Annotated in this window: 20 protein-coding genes; 7 read left to right on the forward strand and 13 right to left on the reverse strand. The window is 72.9% G+C overall.

Going from position 1 to position 21,623, the window contains the following annotated elements:
• Position 1 precedes the first annotated feature (1 nt).
• Complete coding sequence (locus F4692_RS01960) at positions 2-4,852, reverse strand: NAD-glutamate dehydrogenase (protein WP_179617955.1); 4,851 nt, start codon at positions 4,850-4,852, stop codon at positions 2-4.
• A 150-nt stretch (positions 4,853-5,002) separates the two neighbouring features.
• On the opposite strand from F4692_RS01960, the gene F4692_RS01965 reads away from it, so the two are divergent.
• Entirely contained in the window at positions 5,003-5,476 is a 474-nt protein-coding gene (locus F4692_RS01965) for a DUF2505 domain-containing protein (protein WP_179617956.1), read from the forward strand.
• The gene (locus tag F4692_RS01970) at positions 5,473-6,114 is read left to right on the forward strand and encodes a maleylpyruvate isomerase N-terminal domain-containing protein (RefSeq protein ID WP_179617957.1); all 642 of its coding nucleotides are present in this window, start codon (positions 5,473-5,475) and stop codon (positions 6,112-6,114) included. Before F4692_RS01965 ends, F4692_RS01970 begins: the two co-directional genes overlap by 4 nt.
• Before the next feature lie 256 nt (positions 6,115-6,370).
• On the opposite strand, the gene pruA is transcribed toward F4692_RS01970, so the two are convergent.
• From pruA to F4692_RS01985, 3 genes are all read right to left on the reverse strand, one after another.
• Positions 6,371-7,999, reverse strand: coding sequence for an L-glutamate gamma-semialdehyde dehydrogenase (gene pruA, locus F4692_RS01975; protein WP_179617958.1), 1,629 nt, complete (start codon positions 7,997-7,999; stop codon positions 6,371-6,373).
• A 69-nt stretch (positions 8,000-8,068) separates the two neighbouring features.
• The gene (locus F4692_RS01980; protein WP_179617959.1) at positions 8,069-8,413 is read right to left on the reverse strand and encodes a DUF6912 family protein; all 345 of its coding nucleotides are present in this window, start codon (positions 8,411-8,413) and stop codon (positions 8,069-8,071) included.
• On the reverse strand, positions 8,410-9,849 hold the full coding sequence (locus F4692_RS01985) for a WS/DGAT/MGAT family O-acyltransferase (protein WP_179617960.1): 1,440 nt from the start codon (positions 9,847-9,849) through the stop codon (positions 8,410-8,412). The genes F4692_RS01980 and F4692_RS01985 overlap by 4 nt, the downstream gene beginning before the upstream one ends.
• Positions 9,850-9,941: 92 nt before the next feature.
• Here F4692_RS01985 and F4692_RS01990 point away from each other — a divergent pair, with 92 nt between their 5' ends.
• Positions 9,942-10,349, forward strand: coding sequence for a hypothetical protein (locus F4692_RS01990; protein ID WP_179617961.1), 408 nt, complete (start codon positions 9,942-9,944; stop codon positions 10,347-10,349).
• Between the two features lie 2 nt (positions 10,350-10,351).
• Entirely contained in the window at positions 10,352-11,689 is a 1,338-nt protein-coding gene (locus F4692_RS01995; RefSeq protein ID WP_308645117.1) for a hypothetical protein, read from the forward strand.
• On the opposite strand, the gene F4692_RS02000 is transcribed toward F4692_RS01995, so the two are convergent.
• The 3 genes from F4692_RS02000 to F4692_RS02010 all read right to left on the reverse strand — a co-directional run bounded on the left by F4692_RS02000 (position 11,652) and on the right by F4692_RS02010 (position 14,569).
• Positions 11,652-12,536 carry a calcium-binding protein gene (locus F4692_RS02000; protein WP_257029575.1) on the reverse strand — a complete coding sequence of 295 codons (885 nt, stop codon included), beginning with the start codon at positions 12,534-12,536 and terminating at the stop codon, positions 11,652-11,654. The genes F4692_RS01995 and F4692_RS02000 overlap by 38 nt on opposite strands.
• 72 nt (positions 12,537-12,608) lie before the next feature.
• The gene (locus F4692_RS02005) at positions 12,609-13,865 is read right to left on the reverse strand and encodes a CpaE/TadZ family protein (RefSeq protein WP_179617963.1); all 1,257 of its coding nucleotides are present in this window, start codon (positions 13,863-13,865) and stop codon (positions 12,609-12,611) included.
• The gene (locus F4692_RS02010) at positions 13,862-14,569 is read right to left on the reverse strand and encodes a CpaB family protein (protein ID WP_179617964.1); all 708 of its coding nucleotides are present in this window, start codon (positions 14,567-14,569) and stop codon (positions 13,862-13,864) included. Before F4692_RS02010 ends, F4692_RS02005 begins: the two co-directional genes overlap by 4 nt.
• A gap of 99 nt (positions 14,570-14,668) precedes the next feature.
• On the opposite strand from F4692_RS02010, the gene F4692_RS02015 reads away from it, so the two are divergent.
• Positions 14,669-14,929 carry a helix-turn-helix domain-containing protein gene (locus F4692_RS02015; RefSeq protein WP_179617965.1) on the forward strand — a complete coding sequence of 87 codons (261 nt, stop codon included), beginning with the start codon at positions 14,669-14,671 and terminating at the stop codon, positions 14,927-14,929.
• Between the two features lie 30 nt (positions 14,930-14,959).
• Here F4692_RS02015 and F4692_RS02020 read toward each other — a convergent pair whose 3' ends face one another.
• The 3 genes from F4692_RS02020 to sigE are packed head-to-tail and all read right to left on the reverse strand — an operon-like array spanning position 14,960 to position 17,636.
• Positions 14,960-16,549, reverse strand: a complete 1,590-nt coding sequence (locus F4692_RS02020; RefSeq protein WP_179617966.1) for a S1C family serine protease — start codon at positions 16,547-16,549, stop codon at positions 14,960-14,962.
• Positions 16,546-17,070, reverse strand: a complete 525-nt coding sequence (locus tag F4692_RS02025) for an anti-sigma factor (RefSeq protein WP_179617967.1) — start codon at positions 17,068-17,070, stop codon at positions 16,546-16,548. Before F4692_RS02025 ends, F4692_RS02020 begins: the two co-directional genes overlap by 4 nt.
• Positions 17,070-17,636, reverse strand: a complete 567-nt coding sequence (gene sigE, locus F4692_RS02030) for an RNA polymerase sigma factor SigE (protein ID WP_374757288.1) — start codon at positions 17,634-17,636, stop codon at positions 17,070-17,072. The genes F4692_RS02025 and sigE overlap by 1 nt, the downstream gene beginning before the upstream one ends.
• Before the next feature lie 202 nt (positions 17,637-17,838).
• Between sigE and F4692_RS02035 the strand changes: the two genes are divergently transcribed.
• On the forward strand, positions 17,839-18,498 hold the full coding sequence (locus F4692_RS02035) for an O-methyltransferase (protein ID WP_179617969.1): 660 nt from the start codon (positions 17,839-17,841) through the stop codon (positions 18,496-18,498).
• Positions 18,499-18,504: 6 nt separating this feature from the next.
• On the opposite strand, the gene F4692_RS02040 is transcribed toward F4692_RS02035, so the two are convergent.
• From F4692_RS02040 to F4692_RS02050, 3 genes are read right to left on the reverse strand one after another with little or no spacing between them, the layout of a single operon-like run.
• Positions 18,505-18,849 carry a hypothetical protein gene (locus tag F4692_RS02040; RefSeq protein WP_179617970.1) on the reverse strand — a complete coding sequence of 115 codons (345 nt, stop codon included), beginning with the start codon at positions 18,847-18,849 and terminating at the stop codon, positions 18,505-18,507.
• Entirely contained in the window at positions 18,849-20,387 is a 1,539-nt protein-coding gene (locus F4692_RS02045) for a leucyl aminopeptidase family protein (RefSeq protein WP_179617971.1), read from the reverse strand. Before F4692_RS02045 ends, F4692_RS02040 begins: the two co-directional genes overlap by 1 nt.
• A 2-nt stretch (positions 20,388-20,389) precedes the next feature.
• Positions 20,390-20,557 carry a DUF3117 domain-containing protein gene (locus tag F4692_RS02050; protein WP_179617972.1) on the reverse strand — a complete coding sequence of 56 codons (168 nt, stop codon included), beginning with the start codon at positions 20,555-20,557 and terminating at the stop codon, positions 20,390-20,392.
• 179 nt (positions 20,558-20,736) lie between these two features.
• Here F4692_RS02050 and F4692_RS02055 point away from each other — a divergent pair, with 179 nt between their 5' ends.
• Positions 20,737-21,558 (forward strand): enoyl-CoA hydratase/isomerase family protein, encoded by an 822-nt coding sequence (locus tag F4692_RS02055; protein ID WP_179617973.1) that lies wholly within the window; start codon positions 20,737-20,739, stop codon positions 21,556-21,558.
• Positions 21,559-21,623 lie beyond the last annotated feature (65 nt).

Consider the following 21,623-nt stretch of genomic DNA (forward strand, 5'->3'; position numbering starts at 1 on the left):
GTCACGACAGGAGGCCGCGCACCACCCGCAGGCCGACCGACAGGCGGGCGAGCTCCGCGGTCTCCTCGCGGCAGATCTCCTCGAGGGTGGCCGCCGCCCGCAGGACCATCTCCTCGTCGGCGTTCTCCCACTCCGCGACCCGCGCCGGTGCCGGGTCGTCGGCGCTGGTGGACTCCAGCACCTGCGCGGTCAGCTGCTGGTGCACGCCGTAGAGGTCGTCGCGCACGGCGGCACGCGCCATCGTCTGCCAGCGGTCGTCGCGCGGCAGCGCGAAGATCCGCTCGACGAGGGCCGGCAGCCCCAGCCGCTCGCCCAGCGCGAAGTGGACGCGTGCCACCTCGACGGGGTCGAGGTCGAGACGGTCGGCGGTCTCCACGATGCCGAGCAGGGCGTACGCCGGGGCGAGGACGGCGACGCGCGAGGCGAGGTCGTCGGGGACGCCCTGGTCGGTGAGCCGCTTCTGCCGCGCGGTGTAGTCGTCGAGCTCGATGCCGCTCATGATCCCGGGCAGCTCGGCCATCACGGCCTGGACGGGGCCTCGGAAGAAGTCGACGGTCGCCTGCGAGTCGAGCGGTGGCCGGCGGTTGGTCACCAGCCAGCGCGACGCGCGCTCGACGAGGGTCCGCATCTCGATGCGCATCCGGGTCTGCCGCTCGGCCGGGACCCGGTTGTCGAGCGCGGCGATCTCCTGGCGCAGCGGGAGGGAGCCGAAGATCTCGCGGGCCACGAAGTTGGCGCGGGTGAGGTCGGCCGGGCTCGCGCCTGTCTCCCCCGCCAGCCGCGGCCAGAAGGTCATGCCCGCTCCGTTGACGAGGTCGTTGACCACCTGCGTCACGATGATCTCCCGACGCAGCGGGTGCTCCTCCATGGCCGCCTCGAGGTCCGGCTTCATCCGGCTCGGGAAGTAGGCCAGGAGGTCCTCGCGGAGGTAGGGGTCGTCGGGCAGGTCGGAGGCGACCAGCTCGTCGGCCAGCACGATCTTGGTCCAGGCCATCAGCACCGAGAGCTCCGGACCGGACAGCGCCTGCTTGCGGTCGAGCCGGCGCCTCACCTGGCGCGTGCTCGGGAGGCCCTCGAGGTCGCGGTTGAGGACGCCCCGCTTCTCCAGCGCGCGCATCCAGTCCTCGTGGACGTGCAGCAGGGACGGGGCGTGCGCCTCGGCGTTGGCGAGGGCGAGGTTCTGCTCGTAGTTGTCGCGCAGCACGAGCGCGCCGACCTCGTCGGTCATCTCGGCCAGCAGCGAGTTGCGGGCGGGCTCGTCCATCCCGCCGGTGCGGACGATCCGGTCGAGCAGGATCTTGATGTTGACCTCGTGGTCGGAGGTGTCGACGCCGGCGGAGTTGTCGATGAAGTCGGTGTTCATCCGGCCGCCGGAGCCGCCGCAGCCGAACCGGGCGTACTCGACGCGCCCCAGCTGGGTGAAGCCGAGGTTGCCGCCCTCACCGATGCAGCGGGCGCGGAGGTCCTCGCCGTTGACGCGGATCGCGTCGTTGGCCTTGTCTCCCGCGTCGGCGTTGGTCTCCTCCGACGCCTTGACGTAGGTGCCGATGCCGCCGTTCCAGAGCAGGTCGACCGGGGCCAGCAGGATCGCCTTCATCAGCTCGGCGGGCGTCATCGCGGTCACGTCGGCATCCAGGCCCAGGGCTTCGCGCGCCTGCGGCGAGACCGGGATCGACTTGGCCGAGCGCGGCCAGACCCCGCCGCCCTCGGAGATCAACGAGGCGTCGTAGTCCTTCCAGCTCGAGCGCGGCAGCTCGAACAGGCGCCGGCGCTCGGCGTACGACGTGGCCGCGTCGGGGTCCGGGTCGACGAAGATGTCGCGGTGGTCGAAGGCGGCCACCAGCCGGGTGTGCTCCGAGCACAGCAGGCCGTTGCCGAAGACGTCGCCGGACATGTCGCCGATGCCGACGGCGGTGAAGTCCTCGGCCTGGCAGTCGACGCCCATCTCGCGGAAGTGGCGCTGCACCGAGACCCACGCGCCCCGCGCGGTGATGCCCATCGCCTTGTGGTCGTAGCCCACCGACCCGCCGGAGGCGAAGGCGTCGCCGAGCCAGAAGCCGTAGTCCTTGGCGACGCCGTTGGCGATGTCGGAGAACGTCGCGGTGCCCTTGTCGGCGGCGACCACGAGGTAGGAGTCGTCACCGTCGTGGCGCACGACGTCGCGCGGCGGCACGGTCTCGCCGTCGACGAGGTTGTCGGTGATGTCGAGCAGGCCGGAGATGAACGTCTTGTAGCAGGCCACTCCCTCGGCCAGCCAGGCGTCACGGTCGGCCGGGTCGGGCAGCTGCTTGCAGAAGAACGCGCCCTTCGAGCCGACGGGCACGATGACGGTGTTCTTGACCATCTGCGCCTTGACCAGGCCCAGCACCTCGGTGCGGAAGTCGTCGCGTCGGTCCGACCAGCGCAGGCCGCCGCGCGCGACCGGGCCGAAGCGCAGGTGCGAGCCCTCGACGCGGGGGCTGTAGACGAAGATCTCGAAGCGGGGCCGCGGCTCGGGCAGGTCGGGGATCGCCGACGGCTCGAGCTTGAACGAGATGTAGGGGTGCGGGTCGCCGTCGGCGGTCCGCTGGAAGAAGTTGGTGCGCAGGGTCGCGCGGACCAGCGTCCGGTAGGAGCGCAGGATGCGGTCGTGGTCGAGGCTGACGACCTCGTCCAGCGCCTTGGCGAGACGCTCCTCGACGGCCTCCACCTTGGCCACGCGGGCCTCCGCGTCGTGGTCGAGCCCACGGTCGCCCCGACCCGGGTCGAAGCGCGACTCGAAGAGGTCGACGAGCAGCCGGGTGATGTCGACGTTGCTGCGGAGCGCCTCCTCGATGTAGTCGAGGGCGAAGGGCGAGTTGCCCTGCTTGAGGTACTTGGCGTACGCCCGCAGGACGGTCGCTTGCCGCCACGTCAGGCCGGCGGCCAGCACGAGCCGGTTGAAGCCGTCGATCTCGTTGTAGCCGTTCCACACCGCGGTCAGCGCCTCGGCGAAGAGGGTCCGCTCGTGCGGCGGGAGCACGCGGCCGTGGCGCAGGCCGAACTCGTAGATGTAGGACGGGCGCGCCAGGCCGGCGAGCTGGTAGGGACGCTCGTCGACGACCTCGACGCCCATCGAGGTGAGCATCGGCAGCATCGTGCTCAGCGACAGCGGCTCGCCGACGCGGAACACCTTGAGCCGCGACTCGCCGCGGCGGTAGGTGCCGGTCTGCTGGTCCTGGTCGAAGAGCGCGAGGTCGATGCCCTCGTCGCCCTCGATGGCCTCGATCCGGCCCAGGTCCGCGGACCCGCGCCTCGGGTCGTAGTCCTCCTTGTAGGCCTCGGGGAAGGCCTCGGCCCACTCGCGGGCGAGCTGCGAGCCGCGGTCGACCCCGTGCTCGGCGACCACTGCGGTGATGAAGTCGTCGCGCCAGGAGCGCGAGGCCTCGATCAGCCGGCGCTCGAGCTCGGGGACGTCGATCTCGGGGATCTGCTGGCCCTTGGGCGGGTGCACGACGAAGTGCACGCGCGCGGTGGTGGACTCGTTGACGCGGGCGGTGAACTCGACGTGCTCCCCGCCGAGGTCGTCGCTGAGGATCTGCGAGAACTTCTCCCGCACCGCGGTGCTGTAGCGGTCGCGCGGCAGGTAGACGAGGACCGAGACGTAGCGGCCGTAGGTGTCGCGGCGCACGAACGCCCGCAGCTGGCGCCGTTCGCGCGCGCTCATCACGTCCTGCGCGACGGGGGCGAGCTCGGCGGGCGAGGTGTGGAACAGCTCGTCGCGCGGGTAGTTCTCCAGCGTGTCCATCAGCGCCTTGCCGGCGTGGCTGCGCGGGTCGAAGCCGGCGTGGCGCATGACCTCGCCGACCTTCTCGCGCAGCACCGGGATCCGGGTGACGGACTCGGTGTAGGCGGCGCTGGAGAACAGGCCGAGGAAGCGGCGCTCGCCGACGACCTCGCCGTCGGGGCCGAACGTCTTGACGCCCACGTAGTCGAGGTAGGCCGGGCGGTGCACGGTGGCGCGCGAGTTGGCCTTGGCCAGGACGAGGAGCGTCTTCTCGCGGGCCTTCGCCTTGGCGATCGGGGGCAGCTTGGCGAACGCGCTGGACAGGTCCTGGTCGTGACGCAGGATGCCGAGGCCGGTCCCCTGCACCGCGCGCAGCCCGCACTCGTCGGGGGCGTCCTCGGCGGACTCGAGCTGGTACTCGCGGTAGCCGAGGAACGTGAAGTGGTCGTCGGCCAGCCAGGTCAGGAAGTCGCGGCCCTGGCGGATCTCGCGGTCGGGCAGGGGCGGCGGGTCGGTCTCCAGCTCGGCGACGACGGAGAGCGCCTGGGCGTGCATCTTCTCCCAGTCCTCGACCGACTCCCGCACGTCACGCAGCACCCGCTGCAGGCTCTCCGCGATCTCGGCGGCCTCCGCCTCGTCGGTGCGGTCGATCTCCACGTGCATCCACGACTCCGCGCCCTCGCGGTCGGCCTGCGGCTCCTGGGCGTGGACGTGCTGGAGCTCCCCGGTGATGGCGCGCTCGACGTGGAACTGCGGGTGGAAGACGGCGTGCACCGTGTGGCCGAGCCGGTGCAGCTCCATGGTGACCGAGTCGACGAGGAACGGCATGTCGTCGGTGACGACCTCGACCACCGAGCGGCCGGAGGCCGACCACCCGGAGTCGGCCATCGTCGGGGTCACGACGCGTACGGCGGCGGTGCCCTGCGGACGGTCGGACCCGAGCTCGCGGTGGGACTCCACGGCGCCGAAGAGGTCCTCGGCGGAGCGCTCGGCGACGTCCTCCGGTGCGACGTGGCGGTAGTAGGCACGGAGCAGGTCGCCCCACTCCGGGCGTACCGCGGTCGCTGCGTCGAGCTGCTGGTCCTTGGTCTCCTCAGGCGTCGCCACGCTCCGACCCTAGAACCCCGGTGTGACCGTCACAACACGGGGTCGTACCCGCGAGTCACCTGTGTCGTTGGGACATGATGGGCGCCGGACGGCGGGTCCGTCCCGACCGATTTACGGTCCCTTCACCGACACAGAATGCGGGTGGTCACGATGAGCACGAGGCTCACCAGGAAGCTCACCTACGACGCCTCCGCCGAGGCCGTGGCAGCGATGCTCGACGACGTCGCGTTCCGTGAGGAGGTGCTGGCGCGGCAGAAGGTCACCCACGGCTCGGCGTCCGTCGACGGCGACCTCGTGACCATCGAGCAGGTGCGGCCCTCGCACGGCCTGCCCGGCTTCGCGCAGAAGATCGTCGGCGACGAGATCCGCATCGTGCAGAAGGAGACCTGGACCTCCCCCACGTCCTGCGACGTGGAGATCTCCATCCCCGGCAAGCCCGGCGAGGCCACCGGCACCATCCGGCTCGTGGAGTCCGGCGGCACGACCACCGAGGAGGTCGACCTCGACCTCTCGGTGCGGGTCCCCCTGGTGGGCGGCAAGATCGAGGGCCTCGTCGCGGGACTGTTCAGCGACGCGCTCGACATCGAGCAGCAGGTCGGCCGGGAGTGGCTCGCGCGGGGATGACGGTCCTCGCCGAGTCCTACGACGCGCTGGCGTCGGTCGTCGCGCCGCTCGACGACGACGCCGCCTGGCGCCCCACGGGGTGCGTCGGGTGGGCCGTGCGCGACCTCCTGTGGCACCTCCACGCGGACGCGGTGCGCGCGCTCGTCGCCGCGCACACGCCCGCGGACCGGGCAGCGGACTGCGACGCGGTCGCCTACTGGCGCAGCTGGGGAAGTGACCCGGGCGCCGACGAGCGCAACCGCAGGCTGACGCGCGTCGAGGCGGGGCTGCACGACTTCGCGGCACTGCGCGAGCGGTGGCTCGAGGCGTCCGCCGCTGCCGTACGCGCGGTGTCGGCGCTGCCCGTCGACGCGGTTGTCGCGACGCAGGGACACGCGATTGCCGCGTCCGACCTGGCGAGCACGCTCGCCGTCGAGGCGACGCTGCACCACCTCGACCTGGTCGCGCACCTCGCGGGCGCGGTCGGGCCGTCAGCCGCGGGGCTGGTCGAGGTCCGTCGGGTGGTCGAGGCGCTCGTCGGCCGGGACCTGCCCGGCTGGAGCGACGAGCGGGTCGCACTGGTCGGGACCGGGCGCGCCGTCCCCACCGACGCCGAGCGCACCGTCCTCGCCGACGTGCGCCTGCCGCTCTTCAGCTGACCCGTCCCCCGCCTCGTGGTCCTCGCGCGAGCGGCGCCACACGACGATCCCGAGCGCGACGAAGGGGCCGAACGCGAGCAGGAGGGTCAGCGCCTGCTCGTAGGGGTGCAGCGCGCCCATGTGGAGGGGTAGCACGCGGTCCATCCTCCCATCCCGCCCCGAGGCCCACTCATGAGGTGGTGTGGTCGCTCGTCGCACGAGTATGCCCCCTCATGAGCGACCATATGGCCGCTCATGAGGGGAAATGGCCGACCCCTCAGCCCTGGTGCGGGTAGAGGTGCTCCGTCGGCGGCACGAAGTTCTCCTTGATCGAGCGCGGCGAGGTCCAGCGCAGCAGGTTGACCGCGGCGCCGGCCTTGTCGTTGGTGCCGGACGCGCGACCGCCGCCGAAGGGCTGCTGGCCGACGACCGCGCCGGTGGGCTTGTCGTTGATGTAGAAGTTGCCGGCGGCGAAGCGCAGCGTCTTGCGCGCCCACGCGATCGCGGCACGGTCCTGCGCGATGATCGCGCCGGTGAGGGCGTACGGGGCGAACGACTCCATCTGCGCCACGACCGACTCGAACTCCCCGTCCTCGTAGACGTGGACCGCCAGGATCGGACCGAAGTACTCCTCGGAGAACATCTGGTCGGTCGGGTCGGTGGACTCCACGATCGTCGGGCGCACGAAGTAGCCGACGGAGTCGTCGGTCTGACCGCCGGCGAGCAGGGTGAGGTGCTCGGTGCCCTCGACGCGGGCGATGGCCTTCCGGTGCTTGGCGAACGCCCGGTCGTCGATCACGGCGCCCATGAAGTTCGACAGGTCGGTGACATCGCCCATGGTGAGCGCCTCGGTGTCGGCGATGAGCTGGTCCTTGATCTTCACCCACACCGACCGCGGGACGTAGGCCCGCGACGCCGCCGAGCACTTCTGGCCCTGGAACTCGAACGCGCCCCGGATCATCGCGACGCGCAGCACGTCCGGGTCGGCGGACGGGTGGGCCACGATGAAGTCCTTGCCACCGGTCTCGCCGACGATGCGCGGGTAGGCGCGGTAGCCGGTGATGTTCTCGCCCACGGTGCGCCACAGGTGCTGGAACGTCGGGGTGGACCCGGTGAAGTGGATGCCCGCCAGGTCGCGGTGGGCAAGGGCCACCTCGGAGACCGCGAGCCCGTCGCCGGGCAGCATGTTGATGACGCCCGGCGGCATGCCGGCCTCCTCCAGCAGCTCCATCGTCAGCGACGCGGCGAGCTGCTGGGTCGGGGACGGCTTCCAGATGACCGTGTTGCCCATCAGCGCCGGGGCAGTGGGCAGGTTGCCGGCGATCGCGGTGAAGTTGAACGGGGTGATCGCGTAGACGAAGCCCTCGAGCGGGCGGTGGTCGGTGCGGTTCCACAGGCCCGGGCTGTTGGCGATCGGCTGGTCGGTGAGGATCTGCTTGGCGTAGTGGACGTTGAACCGCCAGAAGTCGATGAGCTCGCACGCCGCGTCGATCTCGGCCTGGAACGCGGTCTTCGACTGCCCGAGCATCGTGGCGGCGTTGAGGCGCTGGCGCCAGGGACCGGCGAGCAGGTCGGCGGCCTTCAGGATGACCGCGCACCGCTCGTCGAACGGCATCCCCGCCCAGCCGGGCGCGGCGTCGGCCGCAGCCGCGATCGCGTCCTCGGCGTCCTTGGACGTGGAGTTCCGGAGCGTGCCGAGCACGTGGGCGTGGTCGTGCGGCTGGACGACCTGCACCTCCGCGCCGCCTCCCTCGCGGCGCTCACCACCGATCACGGCGGGGAAGGTGCGCTGCGTGGTCTCCTGCCGGGCGAGCTCGGCGACGAGGGTCTCCCGCTCCGCGCTCCCCGGGGCGTACGTCAAGTTCGGCTCGTTGGTGGGAGCCGGAGGAAAGGTGATCGCGTCCATGTCGCTGATCGTGCCAGAGACGCCACGCGCGCCTCAAAGCAGCGGCGGCGGGCTGCTCGGGGGCGGCGGTCAGGTGAGCCCGAGGAGGTCGCCGACCTCCTGGGTCGCCCACCACGCCAGGTCGTCGTCGGGGTCGGCGTCGTCGTCGCTGTCGACGTGCACCGCGACCACGTCGCGCCAGGTGGCGGGCGCGTCGGCGGTGGCGGTCTCCGCCACCACGACGACCCGGCGCCTCTGGCCGTCGGGGAGGTCTGCGACGAGCCCGGCCGAGACGTCCGCGGCGTCCATCAGCGCGGCGTACTCGGTCTCCTCGGCGTCGTCGGCGGCGATGACCGGGTCGAGGACCCGCGGTCCGTCGCCGGCCCAGTCCTCGGCGAGCAGCGCGAGGGTGGTCGGGAGGTAGCGGCGGGTCACGTCTTCTCCTTCTTCCGTCCTCGGGGAGCCCGCGGCCGGGCGTCGGACGCGGAGTCCTTGAGCTCCTCCAGCGCCTCGAGCACGCACTGGCCCAGGACGTCGGCGTCGGGCACGGCGTCGCGGTCGGTGGTGATGCCGTAGAACACGCCGCCGTCGTAGGACGTCACGCCGATCGCGAGCGGGTGGTCGGGCAGGAGCGGGTGGACGGGGTACGACTCCAGCATCCGCGCGCCGTCGGCGTAGAGGGGGAACTGGGGGCCGGGCACGTTGGTGATCGACACGTGGAAGCCGCTGCGCAGCTCGGCCGCGGCCAGCCGGGACCCGAGGGCGTGGAAGGTCGTCGGGGCGAAGCCGGAGATGCCGGAGAGCCGGCGCGCCGACACCGCCCGACCCTGCTCGCCGTGGGCCTTGAGGTCGTAGCTGACCTGGTGGAGACGTACGACCGGGCTGGGCTCGCCGATCGGGAGCTGCACGAGGTGCCCGGCGATCTGGCTGCCGAGGGACGTGGGCTCCAGCTCGTCGTCGATGACCGACATCGGCACCATCGCCTTGATCGTCCGCAGCCCGCCCATCGACTCGGCGCGGGTCATCAGCCACGCGCGCAGTCCGCCGGTGACGGTCGCGAGCACGGCGTCGTTCACCGTGCCGCCGTGCACCTCGCGGATCGCGCGGTAGTCGGCGAGCTCGGTGCGCACCGTGACGAACCGGCGCTGCTGGGACAGGCGCCGGTGGACGGGGGTCGAGTGCACCGGACCGCGCCCGGCCAGGGCGTTGGCGACCTCCGCCACGCGGGCGCCGGAGGACGCGGCGGCGCGGGCCAGCGACTCCGCGTTGGCGCGGGTCGTCATCCAGAGCGTGCTCGGGTGCTCGACGCTGTCGGTCACGGCGTTGAGCGCGGCGGCGACCGGGCCGGCCGTGCGGCGGGGGCGCCAGCCGTCGTCGTGCCCGAGGGTCGAGCGGTCGGGGGACGTGTCGAGCAGGACCTGGCCGATGTCGACGGTCTCGCGGCCGTCGACGAGGATCTGGTGGCTCTTGGTGAGGAGCGCGACGTGGCCGTGCTCGAGCCCCTCGACGAAGTAGCACTCCCACAGCGGCCGGCTGCGGTCCAGCGGTCGGGACGCGATCCGGGCGACCAGCTCGCGCAGCTGCTCCATCGAGCCCGGACGCGGGAGCGCGGAGCGGCGTACGTGGTAGCCGAGGTCGAAGGTCTCGTCGTCGACCCACGCGGGGTTGGCGAGCCGGCCCGGCACCGACTGCAGCCGCTGGCGGTAGCGAGGGACGAACGCGATGCGGTCGGCGATGAGCTGCACCAGACGGTCGTGGTCGAACCCGGACTCGCCGGGGTCGAAGACCTCGACCGTCGCGTTGTGCATCGGCGTCGTGGGGGACTCGGCGGCCAGGATGGCCAGGTCCCGCGGCCTGAGCCGCTCACTCATCTCTGGTGCCCTCTCGTCGATGATCTTGTCCCGCATGGGATTCTGGCAGAGGCCCGCAGACGGGTCGCAGCACCAGCCCCAAGGAGCAGCCAGTGTCCGGTCGCGGTCGTACGCGCCTCGCCCCCACCGTCCTCGCCCTCGTCCTCGCGACGACCCTCGCCGCCTGTGGCGGCGGCGGCGACGACAGCCCCCCGGCGGCCACGGAGTCCTCGTCGAGCGGGAGCGGGTCCGACGGTGACGCCGTCGCCGTGACGGTGACCCGCGACGGCGACTCGTTCACCCCCAACGGCGAGCGCGTCGAGCTCGGGATCGGCCAGACCCTCGACCTCACGATCACCTCCGACGAGGCCGGCGAGCTCCACGTGCACAGCACGCCCGAGCAGGAGATCGCCTACGACGAGGGCACCTCCGAGCACGAGATCACGATCGACCGCCCCGGGGTGGTCGAGGTCGAGAGCCACGACCCCGACGTGATCCTGCTCCAGCTCGAAGTGCGGTGAGCGTGGCACGTCTGGACGTAGGCGGCGCGATCGAGGCCCACGGGCTCGGCGGCGCGAAGGACCTCCCCATCCCGTCCGAGCTGGCGATCGCCGGCGCGGTCGCGGCTCTCGTCATCTCCTTCACCGTCCTTGCGGTGGCCTGGCGCGAGCCCCGCTACGACCCTGCGACCAGCGGCCGCCGGGCGCCGGCGTGGCTGGACCGCCTGGTCTCCTCCCCCGCCCTCGCGATCCTCGCGCGGGTGCTCGGCTTCGCGTTCTTCCTCTACGTCGCGGCCGCAGCCGTCTTCGGCAAGGACAGCCTGATCAACCCGTTCCTCGGCACGTTCTACGTGCTGCTGTGGGTCGGGATCGTGCCGGCGTCGCTGCTGTTCGGCGAGTTCTTCAAGGCGATCAGCCCGGCCCGGACGATCGCGATGCTGTTCGCGAGGATCTCCGGCGTGCCCGAGGGCGAGGGCCTGTACGCCTACCCGGCGCGGCTGGGCTACTGGCCGGCGGCCGTCGGACTGTTCTCCTTCGTGTGGCTCGAGCTGGTCTACCCGAGCTCGACCGACGTCGGCCCCGTACGGCTGTGGTGCGCGGCCTACCTCGGCATCATGCTGATCGGCTCCGCGGTGTGGGGCACGACGTTCCTCGAGCGGGCGGACCCGTTCGAGGTCTACTCCTCGCTCGTCGCGAAGCTGTCCGTCTGGGGTCGCCGCGACGGGGTGCTCGTGCTGCGCAGCCCGCTCGCCAACCTCGACACCCTCGCTCCGGCGCCAGGGCTGGTCGCGGTCGTGGGCGTGCTGTTCGGCAGCACGGCCTTCGACTCCTTCCGCGAGTCGACGCCGTGGCTCAAGCTCGTGCAGTCATTGTCGTCGGACCGCGTGCTGCCCGACACGCTGGCGCTCGTCGTCTTCTCGGTGGGCGTCGCGCTGGTCCTGACGCTCGCGACGATGGCGACCGGGGTCACCAGCGACACCCCGCGCCGCGCGCTGCCGGCGCTGTTCGCGCACTCGGTGGTGCCGATCATCGTGGGCTACATCGTGGCCCACTACCTGACCTACTTCGTGGAGTACGGCCAGCAGACGCTGATCCAGCTGAGCGACCCGTTCAGCCGCGGCGACGACTACCTCGGTACGGCGGACCTGCAGGTCAACTACTGGCTCTCCTCGCACCCGACGTTCCTCGCCGTGACCAAGGTCCTGGCCGTGGCGCTCGGCCACGTCGTGGGGGTGGTGGCCGCGCACGACCGGGCCATCAAGCTGTTGCCCCGACGCCACCAGCTGACCGGTCAGCTCCCGCTGCTGGTCGCGATGGTGGGGTTCACCATCGGAGGTCTGTACCTGCTGTTCGCGGCGTGACCGGGCGGCTCGAGACCGGGCCGTAGGGCCAGCCGGCCGGCAGCTCCTGGGTCACGGTCACGGACTCGCAGCTCCCGCGGGGGTCGATGACGTCGAGCGGGTCGCGCCATCCCACGTAGATCACGCTGTCGGCGGTGCCGCTGTCGCCCTGCTTCGGGTCGTCGCAGTGGATCCGGTCCTGCTGGCCGTCGGGTAGCACGTAGATCGTGTCGTTGCCCTGCTCGCCGAAGACCTTGTCGGCGCCGGGACCGAGGAACACGAGGTCGTCGCCCTCGTCGCCCTTGATCAGCCAGTCGTTGCCCTCGCCGTCGATGAGCACGTCGTTGCCGGGCCCGCCCTGGATGGCGCCGTCGTCGCCCGGGCCCGCGTCGATCCAGTCGTTGCCGGCGCCACCGACGTGCTTGTCGGACCCCTCCCCGCCGACGAGCCGGTCGTCGCCGTCGTTGCCGCCGAGGAGGTCGTCGCCGGCCTCGCCGTAGACGATGTCGTTGCCGGTGCTCGCGTTGAGGATGTCGTCGCCCTCGCCGCCGTAGATCTCGTCGTCGCCCTGGCCGCCGTCGACCTTGTCGTCGCCGGCACCTGCGCTGACCCAGTCGTTGCCGGGCTGGGCGGTGATCCAGTCGTTGCCGTCGTCGCCGGAGATCGTGTCGTGGCCGTTGCCGGCGAAGATGACGTCGTCACCACCCTTGGCCGTGACCCGGTCCTGACCGCCAAGGGACATGATCCGGTTGGCGCGGCTGTTGCCGCTGATGACGTCGTCGCCCGTCGTGCCCATCTTCTTGGCGTGAGCGGGTGATGCAGTGATCACCAACGAGAGGGTGACGAGGGCGAGGCCGGCCGAGCGCATGGCGTCCACGATGGGAGTCTCCTGATAGATGGACCCCCATCTTAACGAATCCTTGAGAAAACGTAGAAACAGTCAAGAAGATTGAGGACGGCGCAGTCGGCGCCTGCCGCCCGCCTCGGGCGCCGCGGGAACGGTCGTCGGGAACACCGCGTCAGCCAGGGCGGACAGCCCTCCCACGAGCGCGGAGTCGCCCAGCTCGGCGAGCGGACGACCCGACACGAGCGCTCGGTCGACTGCGGAGCGGTCCTCGGGGAGGAAGTGCAGCCCGGCCACCCGGCTGAACCCCTCGACCATCCCCGCGATCTCCTTCTCGGACCAGCCGATGGAGGGACGCATCCGGTTGACGACGACCCGGACCGGGATGCCGGCGCCCCGCTCCCGCAGGTCGACGAGCCCACGGGCCAGGCGGGCGAGCCCGACCGGGTCGGCCGCACCGATCACGACGACCTCGTCGGCCCGCTCGAGCGCGGTGACGGTGAGCGCGTTGCGCCCGGCGCGACCGCCGAGGTCGGGGCCCGGGTCGTCCTCGAGGCAGAACCCGGTGTCGACCACGACGTGGCCGTGGCCGACCGCCCGCTCGAGCAGCTGGTCGACCTGCGCGGGTCGGACCTCGCGCCACCGGTCGGCACGCGGCAGCCCGGTGACGACCGCGAGGTGCTCACCGATGCCGCGGCAGACCGACGCGAACCGCTCCTCGAGTTGTCCCGCGGCCGCGAGCCGCGCGGCCGACAGCAGGCCGGACACCTCGTCGAGGATGCCCAGCTGCTGGGCCACCGCCCCGCCGTAGGGGTCGAGGTCGGCGAGGACCACCGCGGCGCGGCGCCGCGCGACCTCCCAGGCCAGGTTGGTGGCGACGGTGGTCCGACCGGGCGCACCGGCCGGCCCCCACACGACGACCAGGCGGCCGGTGTCGTCGTCGTCCTGGCCCACGACGTCGACGGCAGGCTGCTCGTCACGGACCCGGGTGTCGGCGCCGTCCTCGACGCTGGTCACCACGGCGGGCAGGGTGGCCAGCTCGCCCGAGCCGACCACCGCGGTGATGCCGAGCCGCTGCGCGTGCTCGCGGACGTCCAGGTCGTCCGAGCGTGCCGTGGTGACGGCGACGGCTCGTACGGCGTACCGCCGCAGGTGGGCGGTGCTGGCCGGGTCGAGGCCAGGGGCGTCCAGCGCCACGACGGCGACGTCGGCCTGACCGCTCGTGACGGTGGCGAGCAGGTCGTCGACGTCGACGCACCGCTTGAGCACCACCACCCCCGGGTGCGCCTCGAGGTCGGTGAGGACCGGCGACTCCCACGGCTCCCCCGCGGCGAGGAGCAGGACGCAGATCACCGTGAGCCCCGCCCCACGACGCGGACCCGGTCGTCGCCGCCCGCTGCCAGGACGAGGCCCAGCGACTCCTGGTCCGCCTCGGGGACGGCGAGCACCAGCTGGCGACTGGTCGCCGAGGCGAAGGCGTCGGAGACGACCGGCGCGTCGAGCACCGCGACGTCGGCGAGCACGAGCTCCGCCGTCCCCCGCGCTCGCCGGGCCGTGGCGGCACCGTCGTCGATGACCCAGACGTCGACCCTGGACCCTCGCACCAGGTCCGTCGGCACGTGCTCTGCGGACACGGCGATCGACACCGACACCGTGTCGTCGGCGACGTCCTCTCCCAGCGCGGCGGCCGGCACGAGCTCGCCGCCGGCGAGCGGACGCGTCAGGGTGAGGGCGGCCGGGAGCTCGGCGTCGACGGCGAGGTAGCGGTCGCGGTCCGCCTCGTCCGCGAAGCGCACCCGCGTCGCGCGGAGGTCGTCGGCCGTGAGGGTCTGGCCCGGCGCGAGGTCGGAGGTGGCCGACCAGACCTGGGTCATGTCGTCGGCGCCCGACAGGATGCGCGCCCCGGCGACCACCGACCCCGCCACGAGCACCACCCCGACCCACAGCCGCGGATCGCGCCAGCCCGCGGTGCCGGCGCGGGTCGCCGCGGGCACGTCGGGCGTACGGGAGGGGCGGGGCGACGTGCGTGGCGAGGTCCGAGACGTGTTCCGAGGCACGGCGCCATCATTGCCGCACCGGCGCGACTTCACACCTGTCCCTCCACAGGCCCGGCCGGGCGGCGACGGGAGGCATCACGCCGGTGGCACGATGGGGCCATGGCCGACGACCCCCGCTTCCTGACGCTCGCCGACGTCGCCGAGGTGCTCAACACCTCCGGCGCGCAGGTCTACGCGCTCGTCCGGCGCGGGGAGCTCCCGGCCATCAAGATCGGCGGTCGCGGCCAGTGGCGGGTCGAGCGGGCCCAGCTGGAGGAGTTCATCCAGCGGATGTACGCCGAGACCCGCGACTTCGTCGACCGGCACCCCTTCGTGGAGGCCGAGGCCGCCGGGACGCCCGAGCAGGCGCCGACGGACTGAGCCGGGGCCGGGCCGCGGCCCGCGTCGGCCTCAGCCCACCTTGCCGTCGAGCTCGACCTCGACGACCTGCTCCTCACCGCCCCGGACGACCGTCATCTCGACGGCCTCGCCCGGCAGGTGGGTGCGGATCGCGACGATGAGCGCGATGCCGTCGCTGACCGGCTGGTCCCCGACCCGGGTGATCACGTCGTCGGTCTCCAGCCCGGCCCGCGAGGCGGGGGTGTCGGGCATGACCTCGGTGATCGTGGCACCCTCGGAGCTCGGGTCGCGGCCCGTGCGCACCGTCGCCCCGATCACGGGGTACTCCGCGCGGCCGGTGCGCAGGATCTGGTCGACCGTGGTGCGCACCTGCTCGATCGGGATGGCGAAGCCGACACCGATGTTGCCGGCCTCGCCCGACGCGCCGCCGTTGGTCGCGATCGCGGAGTTCACGCCGACGACCTCGCCGGCGAGGTTGACGAGCGGACCGCCGGAGTTGCCGGGGTTGATCGCCGCGTCGGTCTGGACGGCGTTGATGTAGGACGACTCGTCGTCGGACTCCCCCGAGGTGGTGACCGGTCGGTTGAGCGCGCTGACGATGCCGGACGTCACGGTCTGGCTGAGCCCGAGCGGCGCGCCGAACGCGACCACCGGGTCACCGACCAGCAGCACCTGGGAGGCGCCCAGGGCGGCGGGCTCGAGGCCGGCCGCGCCGTCGACGCTCAGCACGGCGAGGTCGTAGACCGCGCTCCGGCCGACGACCGTCGCCTCGTGCCGCTCCCCCTCGTGGTCGATCACCACGATCGGGCCCTCGTCCTCGGCGGCCGAGGCGACGACGTGGTTGTTGGTGACGACGTGGCCGTCGCGGTCCAGCACGAAGCCCGAGCCGGTCGCCCCGGCAGCCTGGCCGTCGAACTCGGCGACGATCTGCACGGTGCTGGGCAGCAGCGCCTGCGCGACCGCCGACACCGAGCCGTTGTCGGCCTCGAGGGGCGCCGCGGTCTGGGTCCGTACGCCGCCGAGGCCGTTGTCGTTGGTGCCGCGCTGGGAGGCGAGCTCGTCCTGGATCGCCCCACCGGCGAGGCCGCCGAGGATGCCGACCACGAGGGCCAGCGCAGCCAGGGCGGGCCACACCCACAGCGGCAGCTTGCGCGACGGCGCCGCCGGGGCGTACGCCGGGCGCGGCTGCGGGCCGGGGCCGAAGTAGACGGTCTGATGCGGTCCGGGTCCGGGAGGCGGCGGGGTCGTCGGGTACGGCGTCGTCGGCGCGGCCGGCTCGCCGTAGGCGCCCGGGTGGGGCGGAGGGCCGGCGAGCATGCCGTCACCGGTCTGCCCGACGGGCTCACGCTGCTCGGGAGCGGCCGGGTGGCCGTACGCCCGCCCCTCGGGCTGCGCGGTCGGCTCGATCGGCGCGGTCGGCTCAGCAGGCCCGGCGGACGTGACGGGCTCGGCAGGTCCGGCGGACGTGACGGGCTCAGCGGGCTCGGCGGGCGTGACGGGCTCGGCGTCGCGGGAGCGCCAGCCGGCGAGCGGCTGGGTGGGTTCCTCGGCGGGCCACGCGGGCTGCTCGTCGGCCGTCGGCTCCTGCTGGGCCGGGGTCGGGTCGGGGCTCTGGTCGTCGGGCCGGTGCTCGTCGCTCACGGAGCGATCTTCTCCCGGATCGCCACGAGCCGCTCGGCCAGGGGCGTCCGGGAGGGTGAGACGGGCCCGCGCGTGGCCCGGTCGTCGACGTTGACGGCCGGGGTCGCGGGACCGGTCGGCCGGCTCAGGTCGGTGACCGGGGGCCGGGGCTCGATGCGCGGGGTGCCGGCGACCCCGAGGGCCAGCACGCCCACGACGCAGGCGCTCGCGGCGCCGCCGCCGATGGCCACCAGGCCGCGACGCGGGCGCGGTGCGGTCGGGAAGCGCGGCGCGGCGAGCGAGCCGCCACCGGGCTGCGACGAGGGGCAGCGGCCGATCAGCGTCGACTTGAAGTCGTGCGAGGGCGAGCACGTGGAGGGGCCGAGGGACAGCTGGGCGAGCTGGGTCTTGACCCAGCCCTCCTGCTCGACGAGGTCACGGCAGGCGTGGCAGGCGTGGACGTGGTTCCAGCAGCGCTCCTCCTCGTCCGGCGCGAGCCGGCCGTCGAGCAGCGCGCTGACGCGCGGGCCGAGGTGCGTCATCAGGACACCACCCCGCGGTAGCGCTCGCGGCCTGCGGCGGGCTCGCGGTGCGCGAGGGCCTTGCGCAGCATGGTGCGGCCACGGTGGATGCGCGAGCGGACGGTGCCGAGCTTGGCACCCATGATCTCGGCGATCTCCTCGTAGCTGAGCCCCTCGACGTCGCAGAGCACCACCGCGGCGCGGAAGTCGGGGGGCAGCGTGGCCAGGGCCGACTCGATGTCGTCGTCGAAGGTCTGGTCGGCGAGGGCCAGCTCGGGGGCCGGCGCAGTGCTGGTCAGCCGCGCGGCGCGCTCGTCGGAGAGGGGGTCGAAGCGGATCCGCTGCTTGCGCCGGGCGCCGTCGAGGAACAGGTTGGTCGTGATCCGGTGCAGCCAGCCCTCGAACGTGCCGGGCGTGTAGGAGTCGAGGGAGCGGAAGACGCGCACAAAGACCTCCTGCGTGAGGTCCTCCGCGTCCGGCCGGTTGCCGGTGAGGCGGTAGGCGAGGCGGAACACGCGGTCGGAGTGCTGCTCGACGACCTCGTCCCACGTCGGGACGGCGGTGCTCGTGTCGACCTGATCACCCACGGGTGCTCCCTGGTTCGTCTTCCTCGACCGCAGCTGCAACGGTTCGCTGTCCTTCCTGACGCTAGGGATGCCGCCTGAGAGTTCCCTGTGAACCTCATGCGCTCCGGCCAAGAAACGCGGTCCGGATCACTGCCTCCAACGAGCGAGGTGCCGCGTGTGTTCCCGGCCACGTGGGGCGGCCGCTGCGCGATAGAGTCGCCGCGTGCCGAACACAACCGCGCCGATCAAGACCGCGAGCTGGTCCTACGCCGAGTCGTTCGTGGTCGAGGACGAGATCCTCGCCGCGGCCCGCAGCCGCGCGGAGGAGGTCGGGGTCACCCCGGTCGGGTCCGGCGTCGGGGCCGCGCTGCGCTTCCTGGCCTCCGTGCTCGACGCCCGCGCGGTGGTCGAGATCGGGACCGGCACGGGCGTCTCGGGCCTGTGGCTGCTGCGCGGCATGCGCGCGGACGGCGTGCTGACGACCGTCGACATCGAGGCCGAGCACCAGCGCCTCGCCAAGGAGACGTTCACCGAGGCCGGCATCCCCGGCAACCGGGCGCGCACCATCGCCGGGGCGGGCCTCGACGTGCTCCCCCGGCTCACCGACGGGCACTACGACCTGGTGTTCTGCGACGGCGACAAGCGGGAGTACGCCGCCTACCTCAAGGAGGCGCTGCGCCTGCTGCGTCCCGGCGGGATCGTCGCGTTCGACAACGCCCTGTGGCACGACCGGGTCGCCGACCCCGCCCAGCGCGACGAGGAGACGGTCGCGATCCGCGACCTGGGTCGCAGCATCCTCGAGCACGAGGCGCTGGTGCCCGTCCTGCTGCCGGTCGGCGACGGCCTGCTCGCCGCGAAGAAGGAGTGGGCTCCCGAGGCCTGAGCCTGCTCAGCCCTGGGCGCGCGGGGCGGCCAGGAAACCGTCCCGGCCCTCGGCGACCGCGACGACGTCACAGGCCTCGACGAGGATCGGCGGGGCGCCGACGATCTGCGACCCCGGCGACTCGTCGGCCCCCGCGGTGAACGTGCGCTGGAACTCCTCGCGCGCCCCGTCGGTGGCGAAGACGTAGCAGCCCTCGAACCACTCGCCCGGCACCTGGCGCCAGGTCTTGTGGCGCAGCCCCGCCATCTGGCTGAAGCGGGCGTGCGAGGTCTCGGCGACGTAGGCCGCGAGCCGCTCCTCCGTGCCCTCGGGCGCCCCGACGAGCGACCAGCGGACGGTGAGGCCGAGCATCAGCCGATCCCCGCCAGGGGGTCGTCCGAGCCGAGCCAGGTCAGCAGCAGGCGCGCGCCCCAGCCGCTGGGCCCGGCCGTCCACTCGTAGCGGTCGGCCGGCGACTCGGCCGCGGAGGCGAAGTCGATGTGCGCCCAGGGGACGTCGCCGGCGAAGTGCTGGAGGAACAGGGCGGCCGTGATCGCACCCGCGCCACCGGCGGCGTTGTCACCGTCGGCGATCCGGGAGGCGACCTTCTCCTCGTAGTCGGCGACCAGCGGCATCCGCCAGGCCAGCTCGCCGGACGTGGCGGCGGCGGACGCGACCTGCTCGGCGAGCGCCTCGTCGTTGGCGAAGTAGCCGCCCGTCCACTGGCCGAGCGACACCTTCATCGCGCCGGTGAGGGTGGCGATGTCGACCAGGGCGGCCGGGGCGATCTCGCTGACGGCGTACGCCATCGCGTCGGCCAGGACGAGGCGTCCCTCGGCGTCGGTGTTGTTGACCTCGGAGGTGCGGCCGCCGAAGTGGGTGATGACGTCGCCGGGACGCATCGCCGAGCCGCTGACGGCGTTCTCCGCCGCGGGCACGAGGCCGACGACGCGCACCGGGCAGTCGACGTCGCGCAGCGCGGCCATCGTCGCGATCACCGCGCCGCCGCCGCTCATGTCGCGCTTCATCGTCAGCATGCCCTCGCTGGGCTTGATGTCGAGGCCGCCGGTGTCGAAGGTGATGCCCTTGCCGACGAGGACGACGGTCGGCATCGACCGCGACTTCTTGCTGGCACCGCGCGGCGTGTAGTCCATGCGGATCAGCCGGGGCTCGTTGACCGACCCGCCGCCGACGGCGAGGATCCCGCCGAAGCCCTCGGCCTCCAGGCGCGCGGCGTCCCAGACGGTGACGTCGAGGCCGGCGGCCTCCCCCACCTCGACGGCCTGCTCGGCCAGCCAGGCCGGGGTCTTGAGGTTGGCCGGGACGGTGGCGAGGGCGCGCGAGCGCCAGCCGGCCCCACCGTGCGCGATCGCGCGGGCGAGCTCGTCGTCGGCGCCGTCGTCGGAGACGTCGGCGAGCACGATCCGCGCCACCGGCCGCTCCTTGGGGCCGGTCGAGCGCCAGTGGAAGGCGAACGAGCCGAGCATCGCACCGACGACGAAGGCCTCGAGCCCGTCGTCGGGGGCGATGGCCGCGAGCGTCGTGACGACGCTGGCGCGGTCCTTGGTCGCTCGGGCGAGCGTCGCGCCGGCGCGGCGGAAGTCGGTGACCGATGCCTCCCCGACGCCGACCAGGAGCACCAGGCCCACCGACTCGGCCGCGGCGCCGCCGACGGGGACGGTCGTGACCTCGCCCGTACGGCCCGTGGCGCGGGCGGCCTCGAGGGCGGCGAGCAGGTCGATCCCGAGGGCCTCGGCAGCCTCGTCGGCGCCCGGGCCCAGGAGCGGTCCGTCCTCGTCGGGGAGGACCGGGAAGGCCCAGACCTCAGCCCCGCCGATCTGGTGCGGCAGGGCGGGGCTGAGGGCGAACTCCGGAGGAGAGACCTGCGTCGGCAGTGCAGTCGCGCGCACGATCAGCCGACGACGTCCTTGAGGGCGTCACCGAGAGACGTGGCCTCCTCGGCGTTGAGCTCGACGACCAGTCGCCCACCGCCCTCCAGCGGGACGCGCATGACGATGCCTCGTCCCTCCTTGGTGACCTCGAGCGGTCCGTCGCCCGTGCGGGGCTTCATGGCGGCCATCGGCGCACCTCTTCCTGTTCAGCCATCAATGGATGTGGCTCTTCACATGACGATCGGAGCGGCTGTGTCGTGCCTGGCCGCCCCGATCGGCGTCGTACGACTCCATTATCCCTCATGACCCGCGTGATCGGCACCACAGGTCGCTCCGAGCCCGGATGATCGTCGGGCAGACTTCCCCCATGACGACCTCGACCACCGGCACCGGTCCCGACGCGCCTCCCGTCCTGCTCCACGTCGAGGACGGGATCGCCACGATCACGCTCAACCGGCCGGAGGCGATGAACGGGCTCGACGTCGCGACCAAGGACCTGCTCCGCGCGAGCGTCGAGCAGGTCGCCGAGGACCCGGCCGTGCGCTGCGTGGTGCTGACGGGCAGCGGACGCGCCTTCTGCGTGGGCCAGGACCTCAAGGAGCACCTCGCCGGGCTCAAGGGCGAGGCCGACGTGCCCCTGTCCGACACCGTCGAGCGGCACTACAACCCGATCGTCCAGGCCGTCGCGACGATGCCCAAGCCGGTGATCGCCGCCGTCAACGGCGTGGCCGCGGGCGCCGGCGCCAGCCTCGCCTTCGCCGCCGACTTCCGGATCCTCGTCGACACCGCCGGCTACAACACGTCCTTCGCCGGGGTCGCGCTGTCGTGCGACACCGGATCGAGCTGGACGCTGCCGCGGCTGGTCGGCCGTGCCCGCGCGATGGAGCTCCTCTACTTCCCGCGCACCGTCTCGGCCCAGGAGGCGCTGGAGCTCGGCCTCGCCACACAGGTGGTGCCGGCGGACGAGCTGGAGCAGGCCGTCGGCGAGCTCGCGGCCCGCCTCGCGTCCGGCCCGACCGTCGCCTACGGCTCGATCCGCCAGGCGGTGGCGTACGCCGCGGGCCACTCGCTGGAGGACTCCCTCTCCTTCGAGGCCGACAAGATGGCGCTCACCGGCGGCACCGAGGACCACCTGGCCGCGGTCGACGCGTTCGTCGCGAAGGAGAAGCCCGTCTACCGGGGCCGGTGACCACCCCGCGCCGGGACGGTCGCCGGGATGGTGGCCGAGATGGTCCGCTGCGAGAGGCCGGTCGT

Source organism: Nocardioides cavernae (assembly GCF_013410035.1).
Lineage (GTDB): Bacteria > Actinomycetota > Actinomycetes > Propionibacteriales > Nocardioidaceae > Nocardioides > Nocardioides cavernae_A.